The sequence below is a fragment of the Streptomyces paromomycinus genome, assembly GCF_003865155.1.
Lineage (GTDB): Bacteria > Actinomycetota > Actinomycetes > Streptomycetales > Streptomycetaceae > Streptomyces > Streptomyces chrestomyceticus.
Map to the genome: position 1 here is coordinate 5,097,327 of NZ_BHZD01000001.1, position 26,658 is coordinate 5,123,984.

Consider the following 26,658-nt stretch of genomic DNA (forward strand, 5'->3'; position numbering starts at 1 on the left):
CGCTCCGAGTGCTTGGGTTCTAGGGGTCGTCGCAACACCACTTGGTTTTAGATGGTGAGTAGATCACGTAGACGCTCGGCTGGGGTATCCCAGCCGAGCGTCTTGCGTGGACGGCCGTTGAGTTCCTGGGCGACGTGTTCGAGGTCTTCGGGGCGGTGCAGGCTTAGGTCGGTGCCCTTCGGGAAGTACTGCCGCAACAGCCCGTTCGTGTTCTCGTTCGAGCCGCGCTGCCAGGGCGAGGCCGGGTCGCAGAAGTAGACGGGCATGCCGGTGGCCATGCTGAACTGCTGGTGGCGTGCCATCTCGCTGCCCTGGTCCCAGGTCAGGGAGCCGCGCAGGTGGGCGGGCAGGGTCTGGACCGTGGCGATGAGGCCGTCGCGGACGGTCTCGGCGTCGTGGGCTCCGTCCGGCAGATGGACCAGCATGGTGTAGCGAGTACTGCGCTCGACCAGGGTGGCGATCGCGGAGCGCCCGCCCGCGCCGATGATCAGGTCGCCTTCCCAGTGACCGGGCACCGCCCGGTCCCCGACATCGGCGGGGCGGTCGCTGATCATCACCATCGGGTCGATGAACCGTGGGGTGCGCCGCTGGGGGTCCCGGCGTGGCTTGCGGCGGGTCCGGCCGGAACGGATGGCGGCCTGCACTTGCCTCTTCAGGCCGCCGCGGGCCTGGAAATACAGCGCCTGGTAGATCGTCTCCACGCTCACCCGCATGCTCTCGTCGTCGGGATGTTCTTTCAGCAGAGCGTGGCAGATCTGCTCCGGTGACCACCGCCTGCGCAGTCCGTCCCGGACAAAGCGGCGCAGCCGTCCCTCGCGCAGCAGCTTGCGATCCTTGGGCCGGGGCCTGCGTGCGGCGGCTGCCCGGTGGGCCGCATAGGGCTGGTAGCCCCCGCTGCCCGAGTTCGCCTCGATCTCCCGCTTGACCGTGCTCGCCGGCCGTCCCAGGGCACGTCCGATCGCCCGCAGCGAACGGCCCAGCGCATGGAGATCACGAATCTTCTCGCGCTCGGCGAGCGTCAGAAACCGCGGGTGAAGTTGCTTCTCCAGAGCCGTCAGGCCCACCGGTGCTGTGGTCACGCCGCCCATCGTGACGGTCCCGGTGGTGTAGTCGGCACGGCGGCCGTCGGCGTAAGTGCGGGTGGTGCGGGTCTTCTTGACGCCCCAGTCCCAGTCCTTGGCCGTGCGCTCGTTCACACCGACCTGCCGGGCAGCTGCCCGACGCGCGACGCCCTCGGCCCGAAGCCGCTCGTACTCGTCCCGCCCGGCATGCCGGCGCGGCAGGCGTTCCGAACGCCGTCCGGCCTTCCGGGCCCAGCCGAAAGCGGTGTTCCGGTTCACCCCCAGCTCACGCGCCACCACGGTCACGTTCCCCACGACATCCAGCCGTGCAAGGAAACGCTCCCGCAGCCCCGAAAGATCATCGCCTCCAACGACCACGGTCCTCGCAACTCCCACAGATCGCGGGTGTTGCGAGGACCGTTAGAACCCAAGGTGAGGAGCGGGGCCTTCCGCGTACCAGCGGGGCGTACGGTCAGAGCGTTCCGAGCTTGACCAGGGCCAGCAGCGCGACCAGCTGGATCGCGGAGGCGCCCAGCGCCTTGGGCCACGGCAGGTCGTGCGACTTGCTCACCATCGAGGTGAAGAGCGCGCCCGCGGCCAGCCAGGTGGCCCAGCCCACGACCTGCACCAGGGTGCTGTCGCCGCCCAGGAACATCGCGAAGAGCAGCCGCGGCGCGTCCGTGATCGACATGATCAGCATGGACAGGCCGACGGTCGGCTGCCAGGCGCCGTCGCCGCCGAGCTGGCGGGCGAGGGTGTGGGTGACCGCGCCGAGGATCAGTCCGCCGATGACGAACATCACGGCGGTGATCAGCACCCACGGGATGCTGTTGGAGAGCGTGGCGTTCAGCACGTCCTCGCGGGCCTTGTCGAAGCCGAAGACCGCGAGCAGGCCGTAGACGAAGGTGACGATCAGGGCCGGGCCCCACACCGGGTGGTCGCGCATCTGCCAGAACGTCGGGTTCGGGCGGGTGACCAGGCCGGTCAGCAGCTGCTTCCAGTGCAGGCGCGGGCCGGCCGGCGGGGCCGATGCCTGGCCCGCGCGGTAGGTGCCGCCGTCGGCGTACCCGTCGTCGCCGTACGGGCCGCCGGGGCCGCCGGGACCGGAGCCGCCCGGGCCGCCGTGGCCGCCGGGTCCGTACCCGCCGTTGTCGTACCCGCCGTTCGACGGTCCGCCGGGCGGGCCGTAGGCGTCCGGGGCCTCGCCGACGCTGAACTGCTGGGTGTGGCCCGGGCTGTTGTCGTTGGCATAGGGGGCGTAGGACTGCTGCTGCGGCTGGTAGCCGCCGTCGCCGAAGTACTCGGGCTCGCCGTGCCGGTCACCGCCGTGCGGGCCTGCGGGACGCGGTCCGCCGTACGGCTGCGGGGGCTGCGGCGGCCGGTGCGGTTGCTGCTGCCACTGCCCGTGCGGAGACGGGGGCTGCTGCCCGTACGGCTGTCCCTGCTGCCCGTACGGCACCTGCTGCCCCTGCTGCTGCCCCTGTTGCGCGGAGCGGGCGTCCCGTCCGCGACCCATCCTGAATCCAGCCACGCGTCGAACGTACCTGTTCTCGGAGGCCGCGTGGCCGGGCCCGGGGGCCCGGGGCGGCTTTGCTGCCGACCTGTGACATCCCCTAGGGGGCGGGGACGGATCCCCGAGGGGATACGGACGGGGTGGCGGAGGTGGAGGGGTACCGGGGAGGTCAAGGAGGCTGCCGGGGCGCAGGTGGGCGGCCCGGGGACGGCCTGAAGGGACCCCCGGGGCCGCCCGGCGGTCGGCCCGGAACGGCTGTTCCACCGGCCCATGAGGTGCCGGACCGTCGTGGTCCGACACCTCATGGGTGGGGGTCCGGCTGCGGTTACGGGGGGATACCGGCCGGTACCCAGGGGTCGGCCACCCGTGGATGTCTCGTCGGCATGCGCTGACGGACGTACGCATCGGCGTCGCCGACTCGGCCCTGGCACCCCAGACCGTAGCGGTACGGGGGCACGGGCATGATCCATTCTGCGCAGCCGGTATCCAGATCACGCTGCGTGTCCGTGGCCAGGGCGCGCTTCGGTCGTACCCGGTCGCCCTCGATCGGGCCAGACCATGGTGTGACGTGCACGATCGTGCCGGTCCGCCCGCAGCGCGCTGCTCGCTCACGGCGCGTGCAGCGTCTGCGAGGGCGTCTCCCCGAACCGCTCCCGGTAACTGCGCGCGAACCGCCCGAGATGCACGAACCCCCACCGGTACGCCACCTCGCCCACACTCACCTCCCCCGGCCCCGCCCGCCGCAGCTCGTCCCGTACGCGGCTCAGCCGTACGTCACGCAGGTAGGCCATCGGCGACAGGCCGACGTGCCGGCGGAACCCCTCCTGGAGCCACCGCACGCTGACCCGCGCGACGGCGGCCAGCTCGGCGGTGTCGAAGGGGTGCTCGGGCCGCCCCTGGATGGCGTCCACCGCGCGCTTCACGGGCGCCGGGCGGTAGGACGGCGCCGCCGGGGCCGACGGGTGGGCCAGTTCCTCGCGGTGCGGGTGGTCGGCGGCCAGTAACAGGCCACTCAACAGGGCTTCTTGCAGTGGCGCCGCGACCAGCGGCTGGTGTATCAGCTCGCCCGCGTCCTGAATGTCCCGTACGGCGGTACGGACCAGCCGTGCCCAGCCGCGCCCCGGGCCGCTGGACACGTCGAGGACGGGGGCGAAGCGCAGCGGGGTACGGACGGGCCGGCCCAGCAGGTGCTCCAGATGCTGTTCGAGGTCCGCCGTACGGATCTTCACCGCCAGCAGCCGGCAGCCGCCGCTCCACCGGTCGATGGTGGTGACGCCGTCCGGCTGGAACACGCCGGCCCGGTCCGGGGTGGTGGTCTGCGGCTCCCGGGTCCCCTGCCGCCACTGGATGGAGCCGCTCAGCGGTACGTCCACGTGGTACGCGCCCAACTCACCGAACCGCAGGCGCAGCTCGGCGGCGAACCCCACCTCGCCGACGGTGACCGCCCCGAGCCGCACCACGTCGAAGCGCGCGCCCAGGTCGTCGTCCCGGGACAGCTGGTCGATGCGGCTGGCGTAGAAGGTCTCGCCGATCGCCCACCGTGCCTCGTCCAGGTCCGCCGTCCGCAGGGACAGCACCGAAGGCACCGGCGGGGCGGCGGCCCCCGGCTCCGCAGACATGTTCAGTACGACCCTTCCCCCGGGCAGACAGAACCGTCCGTCCGGTCCTGGCTGCCTCACCTGCGCACGGGGAAAGAATAGGTGCACCTTCAGGTGCCGGGGCGGAATATCCGCATACGGGGCCTCCGGGCACGGTGTGCTCCGCCCTGGGGAACGGCCGGGTCAGCCGTCGGTGAAGAAGACGGTGAAGGCGGTGGTGGAGAAGGTGACTTGGGGCGTGGCGCTGGGGCCGGTGGGAGTGCCGGGGTGGATGGTGATGCGGTCCTGGGCGGCGGTGGGGGTGCGGTGGGCGGACGTGTCCTGGGCCGGGGCGCGGTGGGTGAGGAGGACGAGGTCGGCGTGGCCGTCACCGTCGTAGTCGGCGAGGGCCAGGACGGTGGTGTGCAGTGGGCCGGTACCCGGAAGCGCCGGCTGGCGGAGCGGGCGGGCCTCCCGGCCCGACAGGCCGGTGGCGGAGCCCGGCAGGAAGGCCGGTGCGGGCGGTGCCGACCCGGCGGAAGCGGCGTCGCTCGCCGCCGGGTCCGTGCCGCGGGCCGTCCGGTCCGTGCCGCTGACCGGGTCCGTGTCGCTGACGACCAGGTCGGTGTAGCCGTCCGCCGTGACGTCGGCGGCGTGCAGGGCCCGGCCGGGTACCCGGAGGGGCGGTGCGTCGCCGGTCAGGCCGTAACGGGGGAGCAGGCGGGAACCGGTGGCGACCACCGCGTCCGTGCCGGTGCCGTGTCGGAAGTGGCCGAAGGCGAGTGCGTGGCCGGCGGGAAAGGCGGTGCCCGCGCGGGCTGGGCCCTGGGGGCCGCCGAGGGCCAGTCGGCTGGTGGCGGCGGTGCCCGGGTCGGCGGTCCGGACGAGGAGGCCATCGGCGCCGTCGCGGTCGGCGTCGAGCGGTCCGGGAAGGGCCGCGAGCGCCGTACCGGGTACGCCGAGGGGAGCGGCGGCCCGTGGAGCGCCCTGGCGGGTGAACGGTCCCCGCAGGTAACTGATCCGCGCCCCGGACGCGGTCACCGCGAGATCCGTCGCGCCGTCGCCGTCGAAGTCGCCGCACACCGGCTGGTCGGGCCACTCGTCGCCGTCCCGTGCCCGCTCGGGGATGTGCAGCGGTACGGCACGCCCGGCTGCCAGCCCCCGGGGCGAGCCGAACAGGAGCTGGACGGGTACGGGTGGCCGGCCGACACCGTCGTACGGCGGGTCGGTGGTGACGACGAGGTCCGTGAAGCCGTCCCGGTCGAGGTCGCACGCGGCACCCGCCTCGAAGGCGGCGGGGACGACGCCCTTGGTGGGGGCGGCGTTACGGGACGATGTGAGCAGCTGCCGGGTACGGGGCACCAGGCCGCGGGCCGACCCGTAGACGATGCCGATACCGGGGTCGTCGTCGTGCGCGGCCCGGCCGCCCCGGTTGAGCAGGTCGTTCACGACCAGGTCGGGGTGGCCGTCCCCGTTGAAGTCGTACGGGACCTTGCTGCCGGCGCCGTGGGGGACGGGGCGCTGGGCGGGGCCGACGGGGTGCTCGGCGTGGGCCGCGGGGCGGTCGGGGCCGTCGGGCGAGGCGGACCCGAGGGGGCCGCAGCCGGTGAGCAGGGCCGCGGCGAGGACGAGGGCGCTCCGGACATGTCTGCGGCCGCACCGTTGGCCGCTCGCGGGTGTACGTCGCCCCCGTCTTCGTCCCCGGCCTCGTTTTCGTCCGTGTCCCCGTCCGTGCTCCCGCCCGTGTCCCCGTCCTCGTCCGGACATGCGTCCACCGTGTCCTGTCCAGCCTCAAGAGGCCCAGTAGAACCGTCTGGCACCGTCGGTCGCTGGTGATGGTGCAGGGGCGCCTTGGACGGCGCAATGGCGGGGACGGAACGCGACAGTACGAATCAGGCCGATTTCGCCGTGCCCCGCGCCACCCGCTCGTACAGCTCCCGCGCCCCCTTGTCGAAGAGCACGGCCGTCGACTCGGCGTCGGTGTCGCCGCCGCTCAGTACGCCGATCAGGCGACCGGGGCGGCGGGCGTCGTGGTGGTCGGCCAGCCAGGGGCCGCCGCTGGTGCCGTCGTAGAAGCCGCCGCACCGCATCTGGAGCATGTACGGCTCGTCGTCGTCCTGCCGGGTGTCCGTGGTGCAGGTGATCGGGCGGTTGCCGGGGTTGTAGGACTCGTTGGGGTAGCCGACGACGGTGACGTGGCGGCGGGGGCCCGAGGACCAGTCGGGGGTCGCGGCGCCGACGACCTCCTGCACGGAGCGGCCCTGGGCGTCCGGCTCGACGGTCAGGAAGGCGTAGTCGCCGCGGTCGTCGTCGTCCTCGGTCCACGCCGTGGGCACGTGGACACCGCTGACCTTCCACTTGCCGTACGGGAACGTGCCCTCACCGGCCCCGGAGAAGCGTGGCGCGAACTCTATGTCGCCGGTGATCGGTCCGGGCTCGTACCCCTCGGAGGCGTCCTCGCCCTGGAAGTGCACACAGTGCGCCGCGGTGGCGAGCATGTTGCCCTTCGGGCTGTCGATGACGCTCGCGGTGCAGTAGTGCTCGCCGTCGGCGATCAGGACCCCGGTGAAGGGCAGCCCCTCGAACGGCCGCGCGGACGGCTGCGCGGGATCCGCCGCCTGCGACGTGCCGCCGCACCCGGACAGCGTGACGAGTGCGGTGAGCGCGGTGGCTGTGACCAGAGCGACGGAAGCGGGTCTCATATACGGGACGGTACGTCGTGACGGGGGCGCACGTCGCGACGACTTCGGTACGTGTGGTCGAGCATCGGGTGCGCTGGGTGGGGGTGCGCGTGGTGCGCGGAGGGGCCGGTGGGTGGGGGGCTCGGGGCCACTCCGGGGTCACTCCTCGGCATCCTTTAGCTGCAGTGCATCTCAGAGCGGGCCAGCGTGCGGACTGCCTGCGGGGAGACCCCTGCGCGACCCCGAGCCCCGGCCGTCCGGCGGCTTTCCGTGCGATCGGGCTGAGCTTTTTACAAGCCCAAGCGAAACCCGGCCCGGTGGGGTGCGCGTGGTGCGCGGTGGGGCCGGTGGGTGGGGGCTCGGGGTCACTCCGGGGTCACTCCTCGGCATCCTTTAGTTGAAGTGATTTGGATACGTGGGTCAGCGTGCGGACTGCCTGCGGGGAGACCCCTGCGCGACCCCGAGCCCTGGCCGGAATGGCGGCTTTCCGAGCGATCGGGCTGGGGACTTTCACAAGCCGGGCGCGTCCTGGTGCGCCCCGGCGCCCCGGTGGCCTCGGCGCCCGAGTGCCCGGGTGCGCGAGTGCCCGAGTGGCGTCCGGCGCACCAGCGTCCGAGGGCCCGCGTGCCCGAGTGGCCGCGCGTCGTCCGGCGCGTCAGCGTCCGAGTGCCCGAGCGTCCGGGTGCCCGAGTGGCCGGGTGCCCGAGTGGCCGGGTGTGGTCCGGCACGCCAGTGCCCGGGTGCGCGAGTGGCGTCCGGCGCGTCAGCTTCCGAGGGCCCGGGGGGCGTCTGGCGCGTCAGCGCCCGGTGGCGCGGCGGAGCCGCGTCGGGGTGGGCTGGCCCGGGGCGCGCGTTCCACCGCCGGGAAGTGGCCTGCCGTGCCGCCACCACCCCGTGAGCCTCACCACCAGGAGAGGCGGACCCGGGTGCCATCGAAAACTCCCCCCACCGACCTCGGCTCGCCGAACCGGCCGGAGGGGGCGTGTAGGGGGCCATCCCCGCAGGCAGTCCGCACGCCGGCCCACGTATCAATTCACTTCAACTAAAGGATGCCGAGGAGTTGGCCCCCTGCGCGCCCCCGCCCCACCACGAAAGCAATGCGAACCGAACGTCGGCACAAACCCCCGCGCGAAGCGCGAAACCACCCACGGCCGGCCCCGCCGAAGCAGAACCGGCCGCAGGCCGAGCGAAAAACGGTCGCTACGTCACCGGCTCCGACTCAGGCACAGCCGACACCGCCGGATCAACCGGAGTCTTGACGGAGTCCAGCAGCAACTGGGCCACGTCGACGACCTGCACGGACTCCTTCGCCTTGCCGTCGTTCTTCTTGCCGTTCACGGAGTCGGTCAGCATGACCAGGCAGAACGGGCAGGCGGTGGAGACGATGTCCGGGTTGAGGGACAGGGCCTCGTCGACACGCTCGTTGTTGATGCGCTTGCCGATCCGCTCCTCCATCCACATGCGCGCACCGCCCGCGCCACAGCAGAAGCCGCGCTCCTTGTGGCGGTGCATCTCCTCGTTCCGCAGGCCCGGCACCTTGGCGATGATCTCGCGCGGCGGCGTGTAGACCTTGTTGTGGCGGCCCAGGTAGCACGGGTCGTGGTACGTGATCAGGCCCTCGACCGGAGTGACGGGGACCAGCTTGCCCTCGTCGATCAGGTGCTGGAGCAGCTGGGTGTGGTGGATGACCTCGAATTCGCCGCCCAGCTGGGGGTACTCGTTCGCGATCGTGTTGAAGCAGTGCGGGCAGGTCGCGACGATCTTCTTCGCGGACTTCGGCTTCTTCGTCGCCGGGTCCTCGTCGTCCTCGCCGAAGGCCGCGTTGAGCGAGGCGACGTTCTCCGCGCCCAGCTGCTGGAACAGGAACTCGTTGCCCAGGCGGCGCGGCGAGTCACCGGTGCACTTCTCGTCGCCGCCCATGATCGCGAACTTCACGCCCGCGATGTGCAGCAGCTCGGCGAACGCCTTGGTGGTCTTCTTGGCGCGGTCCTCCAGGGCGCCCGCGCAGCCGACCCAGTACAGGTACTCGACCTCGGTGAGGTCCTCGACGTCCTTGCCGACGACCGGGACCTCGAAGTCGACCTCCTTGGTCCAGGCCAGGCGCTGCTTCTTGGCCAGACCCCAGGGGTTGCCCTTCTTCTCCAGGTTCTTCAGCATCGTGCCGGCCTCGCTGGGGAAGCTCGACTCGATCATGACCTGGTAGCGGCGCATGTCGACGATGTGGTCGATGTGCTCGATGTCGACCGGGCACTGCTCGACGCAGGCGCCGCAGGTGGTGCAGGACCACAGGACGTCGGGGTCGATGACGCCGCCCTCTTCGAGGGTGCCGATCAGCGGGCGCTCGGCCTCGGCCAGCGCCGCCGCCGGAACGTCCTTGAGCTGGGCGGCGGTCGCCTTCTCGGCGCCCTCCTCGTCCTTGCCGCCACCGGCGAGCAGGTACGGAGCCTTGGCGTGCGCATGATCCCGCAGCGCCATGATCATCAGCTTCGGCGACAGCGGCTTGCCGGTGTTCCAGGCGGGGCACTGCGACTGGCAGCGGCCGCACTCGGTGCAGGTGGAGAAGTCGAGCAGGCCCTTCCAGGAGAAGTGCTCGACCTGGGAGACGCCGAACTGGTCGTCCTCGCCCGGGTCCTCGAAGTCGATCGGCTTGCCCGCGCTGGTCATGGGCTGGAGCGCGCCGAGCGCGACGTCGCCGTCGGCCTCGCGCTTGAACCAGATGTTCGGGAAGGCGAGGAAGCGGTGCCAGGCGACGCCCATGTCGGTCTTCAGCGCGACCGTGATCATCCAGATGAACGACGTCGCGATCTTCAGGCCGGCGAAGAAGTAGGTGAGGTTCTGGAGCGTCGCGACGTCCATGCCCTCCAGCCACGAGACCACGGGGTACGAGATGAAGAACGACGCCTCGTAGCCGTCCACGTGGTGCTGGGCGCCCTCCAGCGCGTGCAGCATGAAGATGCAGACGCCGACGACGAGGATGACGGCCTCGACGAAGTACGCCTGGCCGAAGTTGGAGCCCGCGAAGCGGGACTTGCGGCCCGGCTTGCCCGGCTTGCTCAGCTGGCGGATGACGATCAGGGCCAGGATGCCGAGCACCGTCATGGTGCCGATGAACTCGACGAAGACGTTGTACGGCATCCATTCGCCGACGACGGGCAGCAGCCAGTCGGCCTTGAAGAGCTGGCCGATCGCGTTGACGATCGTCAGCAGCAGCGAGAAGAAGCCCACCGCCACGAACCAGTGCGCCGCGCCCACGACGCCCCAGCGGTTCATCCGGGTGTGGCCGAGGAACTCCTTGACCACCGTGACCGTGCGTTGCGTCGGGGCATCGGTCCGGGTGCCGGCGGGTACGGGCTGGCCGAGCCGCAGCTGGCGGACGATCTGCAGGACGGCACGGCCGAACAGTGCGACGCCGACCGCGATTAGGACCAGCGACACGATGATCGCGGCGAGTTGCATGGGTGGCTCCTCGGGCCTGCGAGTGCGGGGGTTACGGGGAATACTTGAGGGGCTGCGCGTACGTACGAGGGGTACGCGGAGACCGCGGTTCAAGGACTACAGCGATTACTAAGCAGTAACTTTTCGGGTCTGCGCTGAGGTTACCCAGTATCCCGAGCGCCATGAAGCCGCCCGGCCGGTGATCTGTGTCGCGCAGGCAACCCTTCCCATCCCGTCCGGCGTCCCCCGAAGAGGGAGTGACGGTAAGCCCGACATAAAAGTTGAGCGGGTTCGGCTCAGGTCAATTGACAGGCTGGCGATGGTGCTGCACGCTTGAGCCTGTTCCACTCAAGTCACTGGAGGAATCGAAATGGCACGTGCGGTCGGCATCGACCTGGGCACGACGAACTCCGTCGTCAGTGTTCTCGAAGGCGGTGAGCCCACCGTCATCACCAACGCCGAGGGCGCCAGGACCACGCCGTCCGTCGTCGCCTTCGCCAAGAACGGCGAGGTGCTGGTCGGCGAGGTCGCGAAGCGCCAGGCGGTCACCAACGTCGACAGGACGATCCGTTCGGTCAAGCGCCACATGGGCACTGACTGGAAGGTCAACCTGGACGGCAAGGACTTCAACCCGCAGCAGATGAGCGCCTTCATCCTGCAGAAGCTCAAGCGGGACGCGGAGGCCTACCTCGGCGAGAAGGTCGCGGACGCGGTCATCACCGTTCCGGCCTACTTCAACGACTCCGAGCGCCAGGCCACCAAGGAGGCCGGCGAGATCGCGGGTCTGAACGTCCTGCGCATCGTCAACGAGCCCACCGCCGCGGCCCTGGCCTACGGCCTGGAGAAGGACGACCAGACCATCCTGGTCTTCGACCTCGGTGGCGGTACCTTCGACGTCTCGCTGCTGGAGATCGGCGACGGTGTCGTCGAGGTCAAGGCGACCAACGGTGACAACCACCTCGGTGGTGACGACTGGGACCAGCGCGTCGTCGACTACCTGGTCAAGCAGTTCAACAACGGCCACGGCGTCGACCTCTCCAAGGACAAGATGGCGCTCCAGCGCCTGCGCGAGGCCGCGGAGAAGGCGAAGATCGAGCTGTCCTCGTCCACCGAGACGACGATCAACCTGCCCTACATCACCGCCTCCGCCGAGGGCCCGCTGCACCTGGACGAGAAGCTCACCCGGGCGCAGTTCCAGCAGCTCACCTCGGACCTCCTGGAGCGCTGCAAGACCCCGTTCCACAACGTCATCAAGGACGCCGGCATCGAGCTGTCCGAGATCGACCACGTGGTCCTGGTCGGCGGCTCGACCCGGATGCCCGCCGTCGCCGAGCTCGTCAAGGAGCTGACCGGCGGCAAGGACGCCAACAAGGGCGTCAACCCGGACGAGGTCGTCGCCATCGGCGCGTCGCTGCAGGCCGGTGTCCTCAAGGGTGAGGTCAAGGACGTCCTCCTGCTGGACGTCACCCCGCTGTCCCTCGGTATCGAGACCAAGGGCGGCATCATGACCAAGCTCATCGAGCGGAACACGACGATCCCGACCAAGCGCTCGGAGATCTTCACCACCGCCGAGGACAACCAGCCCTCCGTGCAGATCCAGGTCTACCAGGGCGAGCGCGAGATCGCGGCGTACAACAAGAAGCTCGGCATGTTCGAGCTGACCGGTCTGCCCCCGGCCCCGCGCGGCGTGCCGCAGATCGAGGTCGCCTTCGACATCGACGCGAACGGCATCATGCACGTCGCGGCGAAGGACCTCGGCACCGGCAAGGAGCAGAAGATGACCGTCACCGGCGGCTCCTCGCTGCCGAAGGACGAGGTCGACCGGATGCGCCAGGAGGCCGAGCAGTACGCCGACGAGGACCACCGCCGCCGCGAGGCCGCCGAGTCCCGTAACCAGGGCGAGCAGCTCGTCTACCAGACGGAGAAGTTCCTCAAGGACAACGAGGAGAAGGTCCCCGCCGAGGTGAAGACCGAGGTCGAGACCGCCGTCGCCGAGCTGAAGGAGAAGCTCAAGGGCGAGGACACGGCCGAGATCCGCACCGCGACCGAGAAGGTCGCCGCGGTCAGCCAGAAGCTGGGCCAGGCCATGTACGCCGACGCGCAGGCCGCGGGTGGTGCCGAGGGCGCCGCCGGTGCCGCGGGTGCCGCGGGCGGTCAGCAGGCCAAGGCCGAGGACGACGTGGTCGACGCCGAGATCGTCGACGACGAGAAGCCCAAGAAGGACGGTGCCGCGTGACGGAGGAGACTCCGGGCTTCGACGACAAGAAGCCCGACGTCCCCGCCGAAGCCGCACAGACCCCTGATGACGCGGCGCAGGCCGAGTCCGCCGACACGGCGGGCTCGGCCCCGGCCGGGGAGACGAACCAGGACGTAGCCGTCACGGCGCAGCTGGACCAGGTGCGCACCGCGCTCAACGAGCGCACCGCGGACCTCCAGCGGCTCCAGGCGGAGTACCAGAACTACCGTCGCCGGGTGGAGCGGGACCGGGTGTCGGTGAAGGAGATCGCCTCGGCGAACCTCCTCACCGAGCTGCTGCCGGTGCTCGACGACATCGGCCGGGCCCGGGAGCACGGCGAGCTGGTCGGCGGCTTCAAGTCGGTGGCCGAGTCGCTGGAGACCGTGGTCGCGAAGCTGGGCCTCCAGCAGTTCGGCAAGGAGGGCGAGCCCTTCGACCCGACGATCCACGAGGCGCTGATGCACTCCTACGCTCCGGATGTCACGGAGACCACGTGCGTCGCCATCCTCCAGCCGGGGTATCGCATCGGTGAACGAACGATCCGCCCCGCGCGGGTCGCGGTCGCCGAGCCGCAGCCGGGCGCGCAGCCCGGCAAGGCCGCCGGTGAGGAAGACGTGAAGGCTTCGGACGAGGAGAGCGGTGGCCCGGAAGAGGGCTGACGCGGCGGCGGAAGAAGCAGTTCGGGAGGAGGGACGTCGGGGATGAACACCAAGGACTTCGTGGAGAAGGACTACTACAAGGTCCTCGGCGTCCCGAAGGACGCCACCGAGGCGGAGATCAAGAAGGCGTACCGCAAGCTGGCCCGGGAGTTCCACCCGGACGCCAACAAGGGGGACGCCAAGGCCGAGGAGCGCTTCAAGGAGATCTCCGAGGCCAACGACATCCTCGGTGACCCCAAGCGCCGCAAGGAGTACGACGAGGCGCGGGCGCTGTTCGGCAACGGCGGCTTCCGCGCCGGCCCCGGCGGCGCCGGTGGCGGATCGTTCAACTTCGACCTCGGCGACCTCTTCGGCGGCGGTGGCGGTGCCCAGGGCGGCACGGCGGGCGGCGGCTTCGGCGGCGGGCTCGGCGACGTCTTCGGCGGCCTGTTCAACCGCGGTGGCGGCACGCGTACGCAGCCGCGCCGCGGGCAGGACGTCGAGTCCGAGGTGACGCTGAGCTTCACCGAGGCGGCGGACGGGGCCACGGTCCCGCTGCGGATGTCCAGCCAGGCGCCCTGCAAGACGTGCTCCGGCACCGGCGACAAGAACGGCACGCCGCGCGTGTGCCCGACCTGCGTCGGTACCGGGCAGGTCAGCCGCGGCGGCGGTGGCGGCTTCTCGCTCACCGACCCGTGTGTGGACTGCAAGGGCCGCGGCCTGATCGCGGAGAACCCCTGCGACGTCTGCAAGGGCAGCGGCCGGGCGACCAGTTCGCGCACGATGCAGGTGCGGATCCCGGCGGGCGTCTCCGACGGGCAGCGCATCCGGCTGCGCGGCAAGGGCACCCCGGGCGAGCGCGGCGGTCCGAACGGCGATCTGTACGTCGTCGTGCACGTCGAGGCGCACCCGGTCTTCGGCCGCAAGGGCGACAACCTGACCGTCACCGTCCCGGTCACCTTCCCGGAGGCGGCGCTGGGCGGCGAGGTGCGGGTGCCGACACTCGGCGGCCCGCCGGTGACGCTCAAGCTCCCGGCCGGGACTCCCAACGGACGTACGATGCGCGTGCGCGGCAAGGGAGCGTCGCGCAAGGACGGCACCCGCGGCGACCTGCTGGTCACCGTCGAGGTGAGCGTCCCCACGGACCTCGGCGACACCGCACGGGAGTCGTTGGAGTCCTACCGCGAGGCGACCGCGGGTGAGGACCCGCGGGCGGAGCTGTTCCAGGCCGCGAAGGGAGCTTGAGTCGGATGGATGGCCGGGGCGGGCGTCGGAACCCGTACGAACTGACCGAAGAGTCGCCGGTGTACGTCATCTCCGTCGCGGCTCAGCTCTCGGGTCTGCACCCGCAGACCCTGCGTCAGTACGACCGCCTGGGGCTGGTCTCGCCCGACCGTACGGCGGGGCGCGGCCGGCGCTACTCCTCCCGGGACATCGAACTGCTCCGGGAAGTGCAGCGCTTGTCGCAGGACGAGGGCATCAACCTCGCCGGCATCAAGCGCATCATCGAGCTGGAGAACCAGGTCACGGCCCTGCGGCAGCGGGTCGCCGAGCTCCAGCACGCGGTCGAGGGCGCGGCCGCCACCATCCAGCAGCGGGAGGCGGCGGTGCACGCCTCGTACCGCCGGGACCTGGTGCCGTATCAGGACGTGCAGCAGGCCGGCGCGCTGGTCGTGTGGCGTCCGAAGAAGCGGTCCGAGTAGGCAGCGGGCCGTCGAGGTCTGCGATGCGGGGCCGGGGTGCACAGCGCACCCCGGCCCCGCCGCCGTTCCGGCAGCCGGTTCAGCAGCCGTGGTAACCGGCCGTCGGCATGGACAGCCGGCGGTGCACGTGGGACCGCATCGCGGTGGTGTAGACCGGCTCGTCGTAGTCGGCGGTCTCCAGCCGTACGCCGGCGGCGGCGCACCGCGCGGAGAATTCGTCGGCCGAGGCGATCGCGTTCTCCAGCGTGCGGCGGTTGGGGGCGATGAACACGTCGACCAGCCCGGCCGCCACGTCCTGCCACAGCGTGGTGTGGTCGGCGCGGAGCCGGTGCACGCTCAGCCGGCAGGTCAGCTCGTAGTCGCGGGCCTGGGCCCACTGCGCGCACATGGCGTGCTGGCCGTGGTCGTCCACCAGGAAGGGGTCGTCGTCCAGGCCTGCCAGCGGCATCAGGCAGGCGATCGCCGTCACTCGGACCGAGTTCATCGCGCCCCCCGGGGACGTGGCGAGTGTGGGGGCGACGATACCGCCGTGGGCCGGGTGCGGTGCAGGGGCGGTGCCGGGCGGCTGGGCAGGTCCGCACGCATGGCGGACGTTCCGGCCGCCGCCCGGGCGGTCTCCGGTGCGCTGCGCCCGGCGGTCCTCCGCGGCCGTGCGCCGGTTCGCTACGCCCGGCCCAGCGCCTTGTTGACGGTGATCTCGATCATCACCCGGTCCGGCTTGGGGGTGGGGGTGCGCCCGTACCGCTCGGCATAGCGCCGTACCGCGTCCGCCACCACGTCCGCGTCCGTACGGATCCGGGCGACGCCCTCCAGGGTGGCCCACCGCCTGCCGCTCATCTGGCACACCGCGACCCGGGCGCCGTCCGGGCCGCCGGCGAGGACATGGCCGACCTTGCTGCTGTCCTTACGGGTGATCACGCGGGCGATGCGCTGGTTCGCGTCGAAGGTGACACCGACCGGGACGACGTGCGGCGTGCCGTCGGGGCGCAGGGTGGTCAGCGTGCACAGGAGGTGCTCGCTCCAGAAGGCGAGGTACTCGGGGCTGAGGTCGTCCAGGTCGTGGGCCATGACCGGAAGAGTAATTGGGGATCCTGTGGGGCCGCCGTGCGGAGGGTCTGCAAAGGGACAGCGCAGGGAACGTGGAGGAGGGGTGAAGAGGCCGGGGTGCCGTCGTACGGGCCCGGGGAAGAGCGCCTGACTTCGGCAGGTTCTGCCGCGCCGGGGGCATGGTCCGGGCCGTCCGGTGCACCCGGAGAAGGGCCGGAAGACCGAAAGATGCCGAAAGAAGCCGGGAAGATGCCGGTGCGGTGCCCGGAACCGCGTTGAGTGGAATAGACTCAACTTATCGGACGTTGAGCTGAGCAGGTTTCCCTGCCGGACCACGGCACCGATCACGCACCGAGCCCAAGGAGGAGCGCGCGAGTGGACGCCGAGCTGACCAACAAGAGCCGTGAGGCGCTGAGCGCCGCCAACGAGCGGGCGGTGACGGCGGGACACGCGGACATGCCCCCCGTGCACCTGCTGCTCGCCCTCCTCGCCGGCGCGGACAACGAGAACATCACCGACCTGCTGGCCGCCGTCGGCGCGGACGCCGTCGCGCTGCGCTCCGGCGCCGAGCGCCAGCTGGCCGCCCTGCCCAGCGTGCAGGGCTCCACGGTCGCCCCGCCGCAGCCCGACCGCGACACCCTGGCCGTCATCGCCGACGCCGCGCAGCGCGCGAAGGAGCTCGGCGACGACTTCATCTCCACCGAGCACCTGCTCATCGGCATCGCCGCCAAGGGCGGCCGCACCGGCGAGCTGCTGGCGCAGCAGGGCGCCTCGGCCAAGAAGCTGCTGAGCGCCTTCGAGGACAGCCGGGGCGGCCGGCGGGTCACCAACCCGGACCCGGAAGGCACGTACAAGGCGCTGGAGAAGTTCGGTACGGACTTCACGGCGGCCGCGCGCGACGGGAAGCTGGACCCGGTCATCGGCCGTGACCAGGAGATCCGCCGCGTGGTGCAGGTGCTCTCGCGGCGTACGAAGAACAACCCGGTGCTCATCGGCGAGCCCGGCGTCGGCAAGACCGCCGTCGTCGAGGGCCTGGCGCAGCGGATAGTGAAGGGCGACGTGCCCGAGTCGCTGCGCGACAAGCGGCTGGTGGCCCTGGATCTGGGCGCGATGGTCGCGGGCGCGAAGTACCGCGGCGAGTTCGAGGAGCGCCTCAAGACCGTGCTGGCGGAGATCAAGTCCAGCGACGGGCAGATCATCACGTTCATCGACGAACTGCACACGGTCGTCGGCGCCGGGGCCGGCGGCGACTCCGCCATGGACGCGGGCAACATGCTCAAGCCGATGCTGGCCCGCGGCGAGCTGCGGATGGTCGGCGCGACGACCCTGGACGAGTACCGCGAGCGCATCGAGAAGGACCCGGCGCTGGAGCGCCGCTTTCAGCAGGTGCTGGTCGCCGAGCCGACCGTCGAGGACACGGTCGCCATCCTGCGCGGCCTCAAGGGCCGCTACGAGGCCCACCACAAGGTGCAGATCGCGGACTCCGCGCTGGTCGCCGCCGCCACCCTCTCCGACCGCTACATCACCTCGCGCTTCCTGCCGGACAAGGCCATCGACCTCGTCGACGAGGCGGCCTCCCGCCTCCGCATGGAGATCGACTCCTCGCCCGTGGAGATCGACGAGCTCCAGCGCTCCGTCGACCGGCTGCGCATGGAGGAACTGGCGCTCAAGAACGAGACCGACGCCGGCTCCGTGCAGCGGCTGGAGAAGCTGCGCAAGGACCTCGCCGACAAGGAGGAGGAGCTGCGCGGCCTGACCGCCCGCTGGGAGAAGGAGAAGCAGGGCCTCAACCGCCTCGGCGAGCTGAAGGAGCGCCTGGACGAGCTGCGCGGCCAGGCCGAGCGCGCCCAGCGCGACGGCGACTTCGACACCGCCTCCAAGCTGCTGTACGGGGAGATCCCGGGCCTGGAGCGGGAGCTGGAGGAGGCCGCCGCGGCCGAGGCCGAGCAGGAGGCGTCCCAGGACGCCAAGTCCTCCATGGTCAAGGAGGAGGTCGGCCCGGACGACATCGCGGACGTGGTCGGCTCCTGGACCGGCATCCCGGCCGGGCGCCTGCTGGAGGGCGAGACGCAGAAGCTGCTGCGCATGGAGGAGGAGCTGGGCAAGCGCCTGATCGGCCAGACCGAGGCCGTACAAGCGGTGTCCGACGCGGTGCGCCGTACCCGTGCCGGCATCGCCGACCCGGACCGTCCCACCGGCTCGTTCCTCTTCCTCGGCCCGACCGGTGTCGGCAAGACCGAGCTGGCCAAGGCGCTCGCCGACTTCCTCTTCGACGACGAGCGGGCGATGGTCCGTATCGACATGAGCGAATACGGCGAGAAGCACAGCGTGGCCCGGCTCGTCGGCGCCCCGCCCGGCTACGTCGGCTACGAGGAGGGCGGCCAGCTCACCGAGGCGGTCCGCCGCCGCCCGTACAGCGTCGTCCTGCTGGACGAGGTGGAGAAGGCGCACCACGAGGTCTTCGACGTACTGCTCCAGGTCCTGGACGACGGCCGGCTCACCGACGGCCAGGGCCGCACGGTCGACTTCCGCAACACGATCCTGATCCTGACCTCCAACCTGGGCTCGAACTTCCTGATGGACCCGCTCCTCAAGGAGGACCAGAAGAAGGAGAAGGTCCTGGAGACGGTACGGACCTCGTTCCGGCCCGAGTTCCTCAACCGGCTGGACGACCTGGTGGTCTTCCACCCGCTCGGCACCGACCAGCTCCAGCGGATCGCGGGCATCCAGCTCGGTCACCTGCAGCGCCGGCTCGCCGACCGCAGGCTGACGCTGGACGTCACCGAGCGCGCCCTGACCTGGCTCGCCTTCCTCGGCCAGGAGCCGGTCGTGGACCAGCCGCAGGCCGCCCCGGACCTCTCCTACGGCGCCCGCCCGCTGCGCCGCCTGGTCCAGACGGCCATCGGCGACCAGCTCGCCAAGGCGATCCTGTCGGGCGAGGTGCTGGACGGCGACACCGTACGGGTGGATGTCGCCGCGGACGGCAGGTCGCTGGCGGTGGCTCCCGTACGGTGAGCCGCACCGGACCGCCACATCCGGACCGCTGACCTCCGGCCGTCGCACCCGGCGTCCCGCCGCCCCTCTCCCCGGGTTTTTAGCCCGCAGCGGAGAGTGGGCGGCGGGCTTGCCATGACAGGGCCGGGATGGGAGAGGATGGCGGGGACCATACGAAGGGAATTCCACGGTGAGCATCGACCCGTCCTCGATCCCGAATTTCGGGGGCCAGCCCGAACCGCAGCCGTCGGGGCCTGATGGTCCCGTCCTGCCCGACCAGGACCTGGTCAAGCAGCTCCTCGACCAGATGGAGCTGAAGTACGTAGTCGACGACGAGGGTGACCTCGCCGCCCCGTGGGAGCAGTTCCGCACGTACTTCATGTTCCGCGGCGAGGAGGAGCAGCAGATCTTCTCCGTCCGCACGTTCTACGACCGCCCGCACGGCATCGACGACAAGCCGAAGCTGCTGGAGGCGCTCGACGACTGGAACCGCCGGACGCTGTGGCCCAAGGCGTACACCCACACCCACGACGACGGCACGGTCCGTCTGATCGGCGAGGCGTCGATGCTGATCGGCACCGGCGTGGCCCTCGAACACTTCGTGTCGAGCACGGTCAGCTGGGTCCGCGCGTCGATCGAGTTCGACAAGTGGATCGTCGAGCAGCTCGGCCTGGAGGCCGACATCGAGGGTGAAGGCGACGAGAAGCCGGGTGACGCGGAGGCGTGAGCCTTCCCGTGGCCAGGTGACCGGCGGGCCCCGGAGCGATCCGCTCCGGGGCCCGCCGCCGTGTGCGACCGGTCCCGGTCACAGCGGCAGCGGCGCCAGGGTCAGCAGGTACACGCCGTAGCCGAGGGAGAGTACGGCCAGCGAGCCGGTCGCCAGGACGACGGAGCGCGGCCGGGCGCGGGCCAGCGCGACCGCCGCCGGTACGAGCAGCGGGAAGGCCGGCAGCAGGAACCGCGGCTTGGAGGGGAAGTAGCCGGTGCCGCCCAGCGCCATGACCACCAGGACCGCGGTGTAGGCGAGCAGCGGCAGGGGCGGCCGGTCCAGCACCAGCAGGACGAGCAGCAGGATCGCTACGGCGACGACCGCGGCGGCCAAGTGCTGCACCAGCGGCTCGTTGTGCAGGAACAGCCGCTTCACGGACCGCAGGGTGTCCCGTCCGAAGTCGAACCGCGAGCCCCAGATCTCCTGCACCTGGAAGTAGCCGAGCGGCCCGGCGCCGGTGCGCGCCCCCACCCACAGGACATAGCCGAGCCAGCCGGCGGGGGCGGTCAGGGCCGCTGCCCAGTAGGGCCAGAGGGGGCGTGCGCGGCGCAGTACGGGGCGGTACGGGCCGTCCCCGCGCCGTCGGCTACGTCCGGCCGCCGTCATCTCGACCGCCGCCGCGACCATGACCGCCGCGGCCACCGCGAGGCCGTTCGGCCGCGCCAGCCCGGCCAGGACCGCCAGCGCGCCGGCCCACAGCGGCCGGTCGGTGAGCAGGGCGTACAGCGCCCACGCGGCCAGCGCGGTGAGCAGCGGCTCCGTATAGCTCAGCGACTCGATGACGGCGTGCGGCAGCAGCGCCCACAGCACCACCAGGAACGTCCCGGCCCGCCGCCCGTACAGATGCGCGCCGACCGCGAAGATCCCCCAGGCCGCCACGGCCGAGGCCGTCCACGCGAGCAGCAGCCCGGCGTCGAGCGCGCCCACCGGCAGGACGGCGGACACACCGCGGACCAGCCCCGGGTACAGGGGGAAGAAGGCCAGGTCGGCGAGGTGGTCCGGTGGCCACATGTGGTGGGGCGCGGGGGAGCCGTAGCCGTACCGGGCCACGCCCAGGTACCAGTTGGAGTCCCAGGTGGCGCCCAGCAGGTTCCGGGGGTGGCGGCCGGTGTGCCACGCCCAGAGCGCCGTGCACAGGACCCCCGCGCAGCGGACGGCCGCGAACAGCGCGAGGGCGGGCGCCGCGCGCCGCAGCGCGGCCCGGACGTGGACACGTACGGAACCGGGCCGTTGCGCCGCGGCGGCTGTGCTGTCGACGGTCTCGGCGGCCACGGAACACCTCCGGTACGCACGCGAGGTCACCCACCGGGCCCCGCACGCCCGGCACACTCCGACACCACGACTCTCGGTGCCGTCCGTCCGTCCCGCGACCCCTGGTGGCTGGGGGTAGGCCGGGTGGGTGGTGTACAGGGGAGCGCGGGTCGGCCGGAGCGCGCGGGCCGGGGTCCGCTCAGAGTGCGCGGAGGCGATCGACCGCTTCCCGGAGGATTTTCTCCTGCTTGCAGAAGGCGAACCGGACGTACGGCGCGCCCTGGTCCTGGTGGTCGTAGAAGACGGCGTTGGGGATGGCCACGACGCCGGCGCGTTCCGGGAGGGCGCGGCAGAAGGCGAAGCCGTCCGTCTCGCCGAGGGGGCGGATGTCGGTGGTGACGAAGTACGTGCCGGACGGGCGGAAGACGCGGAACCCGGCGGCGGCGAGGCCGTCGGCCAGCAGGTCGCGTTTGGCCCGCAGGTCGTCGCGCAGGCCGGTGTAGTAGCTGTCGGGCAGGGCCAGTGCCTCGGCGACCGCGTACTGGAACGGGCCGGCGGAGACGTACGTGAGGAACTGCTTGGCGGAGCGGACGGCGCCGACCAGCTCCGGGCTCGCGGTGACCCAGCCGACCTTCCAGCCGGTGAAGGAGAAGGTCTTGCCGGCCGAGCCGATGGTGACGGTGCGCTCGCGCATGCCGGGGAAGGACGCCAGCGGGAGGTGTTCGCCCTCGAAGACGAGGTGCTCGTACACCTCGTCGGTGATCACGAGGAGGTCGCGTTCGCAGGCGAGGCGGGCGATCTCGGTCAGTTCGGCGCGGTCGAGGACGGTTCCGGTGGGGTTGTGGGGGGTGTTGAGGAGGATGAGGCGGGTGCGGTCGGTGATGGCGTCCCGCAGCTCGTCCAGGTCGAGGGCGTACGTACCGTCCTCGGCGGACGGGCGCAGCGTCACCGGGACGCGGGTGCCGCCCGCCATCGCGATGCACGCGGCGTAGGAGTCGTAGTACGGCTCCAGCGCGACGACTTCGTCGCCGGGCTCCAGGAGGGCGAGCAGCGAGGCGGCGATCGCCTCGGTGGCCCCGGCGGTCACCAGGACCTCGGTGTCCGGGTCGTACGCGACGCCGAGGTGGCCGTAGAAGCGGTGCTGGTGCGCGGCGACGGCGGCGCGCAGTTCGGGGACGCCGGGGCCCGGCGGGTACTGGTTGCCGCGCCCGTCGCGCAGTGCGCGGACCGCCGCCTCCCTGACCTCCTCCGGCCCGTCGGTGTCGGGGAAGCCCTGTCCCAGGTTGATCGATCCGGTGCGCAGGGCGAGTGCGGACATCTCGGCGAAGATCGTCGTACCGAACTCGGCGAGGCGGCGGTTGAGCAGCGGTCGTGACATGCCCGCCATCCTCCGCCGAACCTCTGGACTTCCTCAACTGTGCTTTGCGGCCGCCGGGGTCCGGGCATGACCCCCGCACCGACGTCCCGGCGCGCAACCGGACAGCCCGAAAGGGGACGCCGGATCCGGAGTGGATCAGCGTGGACCGGAGAGGGATCAAGGGCACGGACGACCCGTAGGACACGTACGACAGCGCTCCGTCCGGCCGGGGACACGGCGGCGGGCGGAGCGGGTGCCTCGCTTCGGGGGACGGAAAGGAGTGTGGGGCGACGATGGGTTTTGTGGTCTTCCTCGTGATCTGTGTGGTGGTCGCGGCCCTGGTGGTCACGGCGGCGCAGAGCCGTGACTGCGGCGGCCGGCGCGACCTCGGCAAGCGCGGGCGGGACGGCACCGGGTGGTGGGTGGCCGGTGACCCGGGCGTGGGCGGCGGGCACCACCACGGGCACTCCTGCGGCGGGTCGATGTCGTGCGGCGGAGGTGGGGGCGGTGGGCACCACTCGTCGTCCTGCGGGGGTGGCGGCGGCTGCGGCGGGGGCAGTTCCTGAGGGTCGGTGACTGGCTACGAGGCACGCCGGTGGCAGTTCCCGAGGGGCGGCGGACCTCTTGGAGGCGCGCCGGCGGCAGTGTCCGCGACGTGCTCGGAGACGGCTTCCGGGGCGGTCGGCGGCGCGTTGCTGCCCCGTACACATGCATGGGGCCCATGCCGGTCCGCATATGCGCGCAGCAGGGTCAACGAGCCCTGAGGAGTGGGATGTTGAACAACTGAACTGAGTGGCCCTCTGAGGGATGGAAACCCGGCGAAGATGGGTAAAAACGCTGTGGGCCCCGCTCGTTTCATGATTCCCTCTCCCTAGAGAATCCCAGTTCTCGGACCCCACGTGGGCACGAGCCGGCAGACAGTCGTAACCCTGATCCCGTCTCCGGGGCAGGCCGGCCCACCATCCACTGCGTGCTTGCGGAGCCGACCCATGCTCACGACCCTGAAAACGGCCTACACCGATACCCGCGCATCCGACCTCGCTTGGGCACTCGGCAGGGAGCCGCTGCCGGCCCTTGCCGTGCTCGACCTCCAACTGGCGGACGCGCGCGTCCAGTTGAGGCTGCTCGGAGCCTCGCACCAAGTGCTGCTGGAGGAGGAGCACGGCACCTGCTCCGAAACCGTCGCCTGCATACCCGGCAGCAGCACCCCGCTGCCGCTGGGCGTGGCGAAACGCATCGGCGACTGGGAGTACGAATTCGCGGCCCACGTCGAGACGCTCTCCCGGGGCTCGTTCGCCGGGCGCGCCCAGGAACTGCTCGCCCTGGTCGCCGAACACCCCCTCGGCCTTGCCGGAACGTTCCCGGGCTCGCCGCACGCGTTCACCGCGATGCTGGCCCAGCGCGAGGACGGCCAGGTGCGCTGGCGCACCTGGCACGCCTACCCGCAGGAGGGGCGGCTGGTCGCGACGCGTACGCGGGTCGGGGTCCGGGTGGCGGCGGCCATCTGAGCGGCGATCCCCGCGGGCGCTCCTACCGGCTCGCGGGCCGGGCCGGGTGTGCGTCGTGCTCCAAGTCGCCCGTGTGGGAGGCTCACTACGCTCGTGTGGGTGACATAGGGCCACTCGGACGTCACGTAGCGTTGCACGACATGATCGACCCGCCTGATCCAGTCCACCGCGGTTCCCCCGAGCCGCCCGAGGCGGGGAGTCCGGCGCGGCTGCCCGTACCCGCCGGTCTCGGCCGGCTGCTCGTGCTGGCCACCGTCTTCGTCTGCGCCGCCTGCGGCCTGGTCTACGAACTCGAACTGGTCGCGCTCGCCTCCTACCTGACCGGCGACTCGGTCACCCAGGCATCCGTCGTGCTGTCCGTCATGGTCTTCGCCATGGGCATCGGCTCGCTGCTCGCCAAACGGCTCCGCTGCCGGGCGGCCGTCGGCTTCGGTGCGCTGGAAGCGGTCCTCGCCCTCGTCGGCGGCTTCTCCGCGATGGCGCTCTACGCCTGTTACGCCTGGTTCGGCCAGTCCCGCTCCGTCCTGGTCGCCTTCTCGCTGGCCATAGGCATGCTCATCGGCGCCGAGGTGCCGCTGCTGATGACGCTCATACAGCGGGTCCGCCGCCAGGACGCGGGGGGCGCGGTGGCGGACCTGTTCGCGGCCGACTACGTGGGCGCCCTGGTCGGTGGACTCGCCTTTCCCTTCCTGCTGCTGCCGGGGCTGGGCCAGGTGTCCGGCGCCCTGCTCACCGGTTCGGTCAACGCGGTGGCCGGCGGCGGGCTGGTGCTCTGGCTCTTCCGCAGCGACCTGTCCGTACGGGCCCGCTGGTTCCTGATCGCCGCGAACGTCCTGGTGCTGGCGCTGCTCGCCGCCGGAACGGTACTGGTGCCTCCCTTCGAGCGGGCCGCGCGGGACGCGATGTACGGGTCGGCGGCGCGGGTCGCGGTCCGTACCGGCATCCAGGAAGTCGTGATCACGGGCGGCACGGACCCGGCCGCCACGGGCCGGGACGGGACCGCGGACCAGCACCTCGACAAGGCCGGCCGCCTCGGGGCGGCCGGTCCCGCACCGGAGTCGGGAAAGAACCGCACCGGAACCGGCGGACCACTCGGCCTCTACCTGGACGGCCGCCTGCGGGCCGCCGCGGACGACGACCACCCGTACCACGAAGGGCTGGTGCACCCGGCCATGGCGGGCGGACCGCACCGCCGGGTCCTGGTGCTCGGCGGCGGCGACGGCCTCGCCGCTCGCGAGGTCCTGCGCTACCCCGGCGTCACGGCCGTGACCGTCGTCGAACTCGACCCGGACCTGGCCCGTCTGGCCCGTACGGACCCGGGCCTGTCCGCGCTCAACGGGCACGCGCTGGACGACCCGCGGGTCCGCGTGGTCACGGGCGACGTGTTCGAGTGGCTGCGGCAGGGCGGCGCGGCGGCCCGGAACGGCGGCCCGTACGACGTCGTGATCGCCGACCTGCCCGACCCGGGCAGCACGGCCAGCACCAAGCTCTACTCGCAGGAGTTCTACGGCCTCGCCTCCCGCGCGCTGGCCCGGGGCGGCCGGCTGGCGGTGCACGCCGGAGATCCCGCGTCCCGGCCCCGGACGTTCTGGACGGTCGACGCGACCGTACGGGCCGCGGGCCTGAGCGCCGCCCCGTACCGCATTCCCGGCCGGACCGTCCCCCGGACCCCGCACCGCACCGGCGCGCCGGAACGCTCCTGCGGAACGGGCCACTCCACCGGCCACCGCCGTGCCTGCGGCTGGGGCTTCCTCCTCGCGGCCCACCGCACACCCCACCTGACCCTCTCCCCGGACGCTCCCGCCCTGCGCTCCCTGACGCCCGCCGCCCTCCGGGCCGCCGCCCGTTCCCTCGCCGCCACCCGCGTGCCCGGCCTCCCGCCGTCAACGCTGATGCACCCACGCCACCTGGACTGACCGCGGCCGGCCGGGACCGGCCCCGCCCGGCCCACCGGCGCTCCACCGGCGCTCCACCGTCCCGACGCCGTCGCCCGGCGCGGCGATCCGTCCCCCACTCCCCGTTCGGCCACGGGAGAAAATTGGAGCCGGACCGGGCACGTGTGCCGGGAGGGCTGGGTAGGCTCCCATGCCATGGAGCACGAGGTGTACGTTCCGTTTCCCGTCGAGACCGTGCGGCAGGCGCTGGCCGAGCCGGAGCGCGTGGCGCGCTGCATTCCCGGGTGCCAACTCGACGCCGACGCGGACCCCGGCACCCCCGGTGGGCGGCTGCGGCTGCGCATCGGGAGTTCCACCATCACCTACCGCGGCACCCTCACCGTCACCGTGCGCGGCGCCGACACCGTCCTGGTCGAGGCGAGCGGCATGGAGTCGCGGGGCGACGGCTCCGCCGAGCTGTCCCTCACCGTGCGGCTCGCCGCCGGGCCCGACGACTCCGCCACCACGGTCCTGAGCTGCGCCGGTACGGTCACCAGCACGGGCCGCCTCGCCGAAGCCACCGAGCAGGCGGCCGAGTCCGCCGGCCGCCGGGTCCTGGACCGCTTCGCCGCCAACCTCGCGGCGGACCTCACCGACACCCCGCCGGACACCCAGGACAGCGGCGCGCCCGCCACCGCGGCCCTCTTCGACACCGAGGTCCCGCCGCCGTCCCTCGACCCGCTCACCGACGCCGACGACCAGGACGGCACACCGCCCGCCGAGGCCGCGCACGCACGGCGCACGATGATCGGGCGCAGCGCCGAGGAGGTCGACCACGCACCGCCGCGCGGCCGGTACGCGCCGGTCCCCGCCCCCCAGTCGGCGACCACCTCCGCCACCCTGCGCTGGGCGGCACCGGCCGCGGCCCTCGCCCTCGCGTCGGCCGTCGTGGTGGGCCGGGTACTGCGCCGCCGCCGCTGAGCAGCGGCGCGCGCCCGCCGCACCGCGTCGGCT

General features: G+C 71.9%; 20 protein-coding genes. 10 read left to right on the forward strand and 10 right to left on the reverse strand.

Annotation, left to right across the window (positions count from 1 at the left end; translation table 11 throughout):
* Nucleotides 1-47: 47 nt before the first annotated feature.
* From OEIGOIKO_RS21605 to OEIGOIKO_RS21635, 6 genes are all read right to left on the reverse strand, one after another.
* Complete coding sequence (locus OEIGOIKO_RS21605; protein ID WP_435851933.1) at nt 48-1,283, reverse strand: IS30 family transposase; 1,236 nt, start codon at nt 1,281-1,283, stop codon at nt 48-50.
* A 250-nt stretch (nt 1,284-1,533) separates the two neighbouring features.
* Nucleotides 1,534-2,577: a Yip1 family protein gene (locus OEIGOIKO_RS21610; RefSeq protein WP_125058847.1), complete on the reverse strand. Its 1,044-nt coding sequence runs from the start codon at nt 2,575-2,577 to the stop codon at nt 1,534-1,536.
* A gap of 605 nt (nt 2,578-3,182) precedes the next feature.
* Nucleotides 3,183-4,193 carry an AraC family transcriptional regulator gene (locus OEIGOIKO_RS21615; protein WP_246177471.1) on the reverse strand — a complete coding sequence of 337 codons (1,011 nt, stop codon included), beginning with the start codon at nt 4,191-4,193 and terminating at the stop codon, nt 3,183-3,185.
* A gap of 162 nt (nt 4,194-4,355) precedes the next feature.
* Nucleotides 4,356-5,918, reverse strand: coding sequence for a VCBS repeat-containing protein (locus OEIGOIKO_RS21620; protein ID WP_246177472.1), 1,563 nt, complete (start codon nt 5,916-5,918; stop codon nt 4,356-4,358).
* A 125-nt stretch (nt 5,919-6,043) separates the two neighbouring features.
* The gene (locus tag OEIGOIKO_RS21630; protein WP_125055430.1) at nt 6,044-6,853 is read right to left on the reverse strand and encodes a trypsin-like serine peptidase; all 810 of its coding nucleotides are present in this window, start codon (nt 6,851-6,853) and stop codon (nt 6,044-6,046) included.
* Between the two features lie 1,179 nt (nt 6,854-8,032).
* Nucleotides 8,033-10,288 (reverse strand): (Fe-S)-binding protein, encoded by a 2,256-nt coding sequence (locus tag OEIGOIKO_RS21635; protein ID WP_125055431.1) that lies wholly within the window; start codon nt 10,286-10,288, stop codon nt 8,033-8,035.
* 349 nt (nt 10,289-10,637) lie between these two features.
* Between OEIGOIKO_RS21635 and dnaK the strand changes: the two genes are divergently transcribed.
* The 4 genes from dnaK to OEIGOIKO_RS21655 are packed head-to-tail and all read left to right on the forward strand — an operon-like array spanning nt 10,638 to nt 14,844.
* Entirely contained in the window at nt 10,638-12,503 is a 1,866-nt protein-coding gene (gene dnaK, locus OEIGOIKO_RS21640) for a molecular chaperone DnaK (protein WP_125055432.1), read from the forward strand.
* Complete coding sequence (gene grpE / locus OEIGOIKO_RS21645; RefSeq protein ID WP_125055433.1) at nt 12,500-13,162, forward strand: nucleotide exchange factor GrpE; 663 nt, start codon at nt 12,500-12,502, stop codon at nt 13,160-13,162. Before dnaK ends, grpE begins: the two co-directional genes overlap by 4 nt.
* Nucleotides 13,163-13,204: 42 nt before the next feature.
* The gene (gene dnaJ, locus OEIGOIKO_RS21650) at nt 13,205-14,386 is read left to right on the forward strand and encodes a molecular chaperone DnaJ (protein ID WP_125055434.1); all 1,182 of its coding nucleotides are present in this window, start codon (nt 13,205-13,207) and stop codon (nt 14,384-14,386) included.
* A gap of 5 nt (nt 14,387-14,391) precedes the next feature.
* Nucleotides 14,392-14,844 (forward strand): heat shock protein transcriptional repressor HspR, encoded by a 453-nt coding sequence (locus OEIGOIKO_RS21655; RefSeq protein ID WP_030025034.1) that lies wholly within the window; start codon nt 14,392-14,394, stop codon nt 14,842-14,844.
* Nucleotides 14,845-14,923: 79 nt separating this feature from the next.
* Here the strand turns inward: OEIGOIKO_RS21655 and OEIGOIKO_RS21660 are convergent, their stop codons facing one another.
* Together OEIGOIKO_RS21660 and OEIGOIKO_RS21665 are read right to left on the reverse strand one after the other, a co-directional pair.
* Nucleotides 14,924-15,328 carry a hypothetical protein gene (locus tag OEIGOIKO_RS21660; RefSeq protein WP_125055435.1) on the reverse strand — a complete coding sequence of 135 codons (405 nt, stop codon included), beginning with the start codon at nt 15,326-15,328 and terminating at the stop codon, nt 14,924-14,926.
* A 179-nt stretch (nt 15,329-15,507) separates the two neighbouring features.
* A complete protein-coding gene (locus tag OEIGOIKO_RS21665) occupies nt 15,508-15,912 on the reverse strand; it encodes a TIGR03618 family F420-dependent PPOX class oxidoreductase (protein WP_125046158.1) in 405 nt (134 codons plus the stop codon).
* A gap of 354 nt (nt 15,913-16,266) precedes the next feature.
* On the opposite strand from OEIGOIKO_RS21665, the gene clpB reads away from it, so the two are divergent.
* Both clpB and OEIGOIKO_RS21675 read left to right on the forward strand, forming a co-directional pair.
* A complete protein-coding gene (clpB, locus tag OEIGOIKO_RS21670) occupies nt 16,267-18,906 on the forward strand; it encodes an ATP-dependent chaperone ClpB (protein ID WP_125055436.1) in 2,640 nt (879 codons plus the stop codon).
* 169 nt (nt 18,907-19,075) lie between these two features.
* Nucleotides 19,076-19,612, forward strand: a complete 537-nt coding sequence (locus OEIGOIKO_RS21675) for a YbjN domain-containing protein (RefSeq protein ID WP_125055437.1) — start codon at nt 19,076-19,078, stop codon at nt 19,610-19,612.
* Between the two features lie 78 nt (nt 19,613-19,690).
* Here the strand turns inward: OEIGOIKO_RS21675 and OEIGOIKO_RS21680 are convergent, their stop codons facing one another.
* Together OEIGOIKO_RS21680 and OEIGOIKO_RS21685 are read right to left on the reverse strand one after the other, a co-directional pair.
* The gene (locus OEIGOIKO_RS21680; protein WP_174857200.1) at nt 19,691-20,926 is read right to left on the reverse strand and encodes a hypothetical protein; all 1,236 of its coding nucleotides are present in this window, start codon (nt 20,924-20,926) and stop codon (nt 19,691-19,693) included.
* A 178-nt stretch (nt 20,927-21,104) separates the two neighbouring features.
* Nucleotides 21,105-22,283: a pyridoxal phosphate-dependent aminotransferase gene (locus OEIGOIKO_RS21685; RefSeq protein ID WP_125055438.1), complete on the reverse strand. Its 1,179-nt coding sequence runs from the start codon at nt 22,281-22,283 to the stop codon at nt 21,105-21,107.
* Nucleotides 22,284-22,555: 272 nt separating this feature from the next.
* On the opposite strand from OEIGOIKO_RS21685, the gene OEIGOIKO_RS21690 reads away from it, so the two are divergent.
* The 4 genes from OEIGOIKO_RS21690 to OEIGOIKO_RS21705 all read left to right on the forward strand — a co-directional run bounded on the left by OEIGOIKO_RS21690 (nt 22,556) and on the right by OEIGOIKO_RS21705 (nt 26,625).
* On the forward strand, nt 22,556-22,828 hold the full coding sequence (locus OEIGOIKO_RS21690; RefSeq protein WP_125055439.1) for a hypothetical protein: 273 nt from the start codon (nt 22,556-22,558) through the stop codon (nt 22,826-22,828).
* Between the two features lie 423 nt (nt 22,829-23,251).
* Complete coding sequence (locus OEIGOIKO_RS21695; protein WP_125055440.1) at nt 23,252-23,770, forward strand: DUF2617 family protein; 519 nt, start codon at nt 23,252-23,254, stop codon at nt 23,768-23,770.
* A gap of 140 nt (nt 23,771-23,910) precedes the next feature.
* Nucleotides 23,911-25,686, forward strand: a complete 1,776-nt coding sequence (locus tag OEIGOIKO_RS21700; protein WP_125055441.1) for a spermidine synthase — start codon at nt 23,911-23,913, stop codon at nt 25,684-25,686.
* A 174-nt stretch (nt 25,687-25,860) separates the two neighbouring features.
* The gene (locus OEIGOIKO_RS21705) at nt 25,861-26,625 is read left to right on the forward strand and encodes an SRPBCC domain-containing protein (protein WP_125055442.1); all 765 of its coding nucleotides are present in this window, start codon (nt 25,861-25,863) and stop codon (nt 26,623-26,625) included.
* Nucleotides 26,626-26,658: the final 33 nt, after the last annotated feature.